Source organism: Candidatus Solincola tengchongensis (genome assembly GCF_015711935.1).
GTDB lineage: Bacteria > Actinomycetota > Geothermincolia > Geothermincolales > RBG-13-55-18 > Solincola_A > Solincola_A tengchongensis.
On record NZ_JACVJJ010000071.1, the window covers coordinates 1 to 4,542 of the forward strand.

2 protein-coding genes are annotated in these 4,542 nt (G+C 65.2%); both read left to right on the forward strand.

Annotated elements, in window-relative coordinates; translation table 11 throughout:
• Positions 1-421 precede the first annotated feature (421 nt).
• Positions 422-2,980: a hypothetical protein gene (locus H7007_RS06225; RefSeq protein ID WP_287153963.1), complete on the forward strand. Its 2,559-nt coding sequence runs from the start codon at positions 422-424 to the stop codon at positions 2,978-2,980.
• Between the two features lie 159 nt (positions 2,981-3,139).
• A partial coding sequence (locus tag H7007_RS06230) for an acetate--CoA ligase family protein (RefSeq protein WP_287153965.1) occupies positions 3,140-4,542 on the forward strand: 1,403 nt, incomplete at its 3' end.

Consider the following 4,542-nt stretch of genomic DNA (forward strand, 5'->3'; position numbering starts at 1 on the left):
CATTTCCCTTGAGACATGTTTATCGAGTTTAGCCATAGCCTTCCTCCTTGTTTGGTTGCTCTCCTTACAAGAGGAAGGCTATCTATTGCCTTTCTAAGAGTCCAGACACAAATCTTTATACGCTACCGGGATTCTGGCATTGTTGTGAAAGGGGAATTTTTCAGGTATACATTGAAACACGTTTAGTGCAGTAAGCCACCCAGGCACCGTTTCACAGGACTCTTGAGTTAGTAAGTCTGGCACGATGCTTCAATCGCTATGCCTTTCTTGCTGAAATGATCGTCATCGTATGGACAAAATCGGGTTCCATGAAGGGCGTGAAAGATAGGCAAGGCCTTCTTGGAAAGAAGGCACGAAAATCAGGCGGAACTGTGAGGATCAGACTCCAAGTCATCGGTGGATGTTGTAAACTCACGGAAGGATGTTCATTTCGTCTTTAAGCACTCCGGGATACCTTTCCGCGGGGCGCCGCGAGCGCCTCGTGGCCTTCCTCGCCTTTTCCCTGGCCGCCGTGGTATTCACCTGGCCGCTGCTGCTCCGCCTGCACCGCGCCGTACCCGTGGACACCGGGGACCCGCTGCTCAACACCTGGATAATCTCCTGGGGTTCGCGGACCCTTTTCACCCATCCACTGCGGTTCTTCCAGGCCAACATCATGTACCCCGCGCGGGACGTCCTGGCCTACTCCGAGCACCTCTTCTCCATGGCCCTCCTGGCCGCCCCACTGTACTGGGCGTCCCGTAACCCCCTCCTCTGCTACAACCTCCTTCTGCTGGGTGGGCTGGCCTTCTCCGGGCTGGGGTGCTATCTGCTGGTTAGGGAGCTCACCGGCAGCCGGTGGGCCGCCTTCCTGAGCGGGTTCCTCTTCGCCTTCGGTTCCTACAAGTTCAGCCAGCTCTCGCACCTCCAGATAATGTTCTCCCCCTTCCTGCCCTTCATGCTCCTCTACCTCCTGCGCTACATGGAGGGCGGCGGGGGGAAGGCGCTTTTCCTCTTCGCCCTCTTCTGCCTGGCCCAGTCCCTCTCCTCGTGGCATTACCTGGTCTTCTGCTATCTGGCCGCAGGCCTCTTGTGGTTGTGGCGGGCTGCCCTATCCGGTGGGCGGGCCGAGCGGCGCCGCCTGGGTGGCGTGCTCCTGGCGCTGGGCGTGGTGCTCCTGCTCGTCCTCCCCCTGGCCCTCCCCTACCTGCGGGCGCATGCGCGGCTTCCGGGCTTCGAGCGCAACCTCACGGAGATAAAGGGCTTCTCCGCCCGGCCCGGCGATTATCTCACCGCCCTGGAAGGCAACCTGCTCTACTCCCGCGTCTCCTCCCTCCTCAGCGGCGGGAGGATAGGCGATGAGAGGGTGCTCTTTCCCGGGCTTGCCGCCCTCCTTCTGGCCCTTCTAGCCCTGGCCGGATGGGCGCTGGAGAGGAAGGAAGCGGCAGCCGAGCGCTTCCGGCGTAGCCTGCCCCTCTTCTTCCTCCTCCTGGCGGTGGTGAGTTTCCTCCTCACCCTGGGACCGGAGGTGGCCGGGAGGTGGAACCCCCTGTACATGATCCCCTACCGCCTGGGGATGCTCAGGTTCATCCGGGTGCCGGCGCGTTTCTACGTCCTCTTCCTCCTCTCGCTCGCCGTGCTCGCCGGCTACGGAGCCTCCTGGGCCCTCTCCAGGGTGGGCCGGGGGCGGGGCAGGTTCCCCGCCTACCGCGTGTGGGGTGCGGTGCTCCTCGCCCTGGTGGCGCTGGAGAACGTGAACCTCCCCATCCCCCTGGCGGCGGTTCCCGTGGGCAAGGAAGTCCCCCAGGTCTATCGCTGGCTGGAAAGACGGGAGGAGGCGGTGATCATCGAGCTTCCCACCCTCGGGCTGGGGGAGGAGCACCGCTACGACCGCCTTCTGGGCTTCCTGCCCGACGACCCGCACGCCTACAGCGAGCTCGAGGGGCTGCGGGTCTATTTCAGCGCCTATCACCGCAGGCGCACGGCCAACGGGTACAGCGGTTATTTTCCATATTCTTACAATCGTATCTTCTTCGAGATGCAGGCCTTCCCCTCCCGCCGGTGCGTGGAGCTCCTGCGGGGCCTGGGAGTCACCCACGTGATATGGCACTGGGAGCTGGTCCCCGCTGGGAGGGAGGAGGAGTACCGCCGGCGGCTGCTCTCCACCGAGGGCCTGACCTTGGAGGAGGACCTCGGTGAGCAGTGGGTGCTCGGGGTGGAGGAAGGGCCGGTCACCCCGCCCGGTGACCTGGAGGTGGAGGCCCAGGCCCCCGAGGAGGTTCGCCCGGGGGAGCCCTTCAACCTGGGCCTGCTGGTGAGGAACCCCACCTCCCTGCCGGCGGTGGTGACGGAGGAGGAACCCCAGCCCGTACGGCTTGTGGTGGTGGACGCGGAGGGCAGGGCGATAAGAGAGGAAAGGACCTCCTGCCGGCCTCCCTTCTTCCTGCAATCCGGAGAGATGGCCGTCCTTCCCCTGCGCTGCCGGAAAGCCCCTTCCGAAGCGGGGTTTTACTCTCTCCGGCTCGAGCTGGAAAGGGGGGTCCTCGGGGAGAGGGACTTCACCCTGTCCCTGCGGGTGGGCGAGATGGCCACCTCCGAGGAGCCTTCCCTTCTGGAGGGAGGGGTGGAATACGCCGGCGGGGAGGACGTGATACGCATCCCTACTCCCGACGGGCTGTTCCCCCTGGCCTTCCGGGTCACCTCCGGAGGTGACACCTATCTTCTGGCGGCGCGGGAGAGCCGTGAGGAGGAGCTCACCCGGCCGCAGGGACTGGTGCACCTGGCCCTGCGCTTCGAGAGGGAGGGCCCGGTCTGGGAGGAGCAGAGGGGCACCCTGCCCTGCGACCTCTCCCCCGGGCAGTCGGCCGTCCTTCCCACTCTCGTCAGGCCACCCTCCGCGCTGGGCCGATATAAGTTGTTCGTGGGCCTGACCGACGAGGGCTTCCACTGGTTCGGCGAGGTGCTGGTGCTGGACGTGGAGGTGGGGGACGGCTCCGGGTGAGGGACGCGGGTTGGAGGGCGCGTGGAGGGTCGAAAAGACCGTCTTTTGGCCGGTGGGTTAGGCCGAGGGGTGGAGGATCGGTTGACGTATAATCACCTATGCTTTAATCGCTTCGACCCCGGATACGGTGGATAAGAGGAGAGGGAGGAGCATAAGACCATGAGAAGCGGCAACACACTGGACTACTTCTTCGCACCCCGGAGCGTGGCCGTGGTCGGCGCCTCCGCCGACCAGACCAAGGGGGGCTACAACCTCATCGCCAACATGCTGGAGTCCTTCTCCGGCCCGGTATACCCCGTAAACCCGGGAAGGGAGGAGATACTGGGGGTCAAGTGCTACCCCTCGGTGCGGGACCTAGCCGGGAAAGTGGAACTGGCCATCGTCTTCGTCCCCGCGGCGGCCGTGCCCGGAGTCCTCGAGGACTGCGCGGCGGCGGGGGTGAAGGCCGCGGTCATCGAGTCCGGTGGCTTCGCCGAGGTGGGGGAGAAAGGGAAGGAATTGACCGAGCGTTGCCTGGAGATCGCCTCCCGGACCGGCCTGCGGCTGTGGGGGCCCAACTGCACCGGGCTGGTGAACACCGATCCCTTCATCTTCACCCCCTTCATGCGCGCTCCCAAGGCCCATGAGCGCCTGAAGCCCGGAAACCTGGGCATCATCGCCCAGAGCGGGATGCTCGCGGCGGGCTTCATGTTCCAGTACGTGCTTTCCGGTTTTTTCCAGGTGAGCAAGGCCTGCGCCATAGGCAACAAGATAGACGTGGACGAGGTGGAGGTGCTCGACTACCTCTCCCGCGACCCCAGGACCAGGGCGGTGGTGGCCTACCTGGAGTCCATCGAGAGGGGGCGGGACTTCCTGGAGGTGGCCCGGGGGATGCGCGGCCGCAAGCCCCTGGCGGTACTCAAGGGCGGTCGCTACGAGGAAGCGGCCCGGGCCGCCCTCTCCCACACCGCCAGCCTGGCCGGCTCCGACGAGGTGGTGGACGGCGCCCTGCGCCAGGCCGGGGTGGTGCGGGTGCACGACTTCCACGACCTCATGAACCTGGGGAAGGCCTTTTCCCTGCACCCCGAACCCTTCCGCCTGAGCTCCCCCCGGGGGGACGGGGTGGCCGTGGTCACCGTGACCGGGGGCGGGGGCGTGGTGTCCACGGATATGCTGCGGGAGTCCGGCCTTTCCGTGCCCGCCCTTGAAAAGCGCACCCTGGAGGCCCTCTCCGGCATCTTCCCGGAGTGGATGCCCCCCTCCAACCCGGTGGACATATGGCCGGCCGTCGAGAAGAGAGGTTTGACCGTCTTCCCCGAGGTCCTGCGCCACGTTCTGGACGATGCCCGCGTGGACGGGGTTATCCTCCTCCCCTTCGCCTCCCGCCTCCTGGAATATTTTCCCTTCGAGGAGGTGGGAAGGCTGATCCGGGAGAGCGGCAAGGCGGCGGTCTCCTGGGTCTTCGGCGACCTGCGTTTCTTCGGCCACTACGAAGAGAGGCTCAGGGAGTTCGGCATCCCCGTGTACACCGACCTGCGCTCCTGCGTCCTGGCCCTGCGGGCCTATCTGCAGTACTCCCGTGC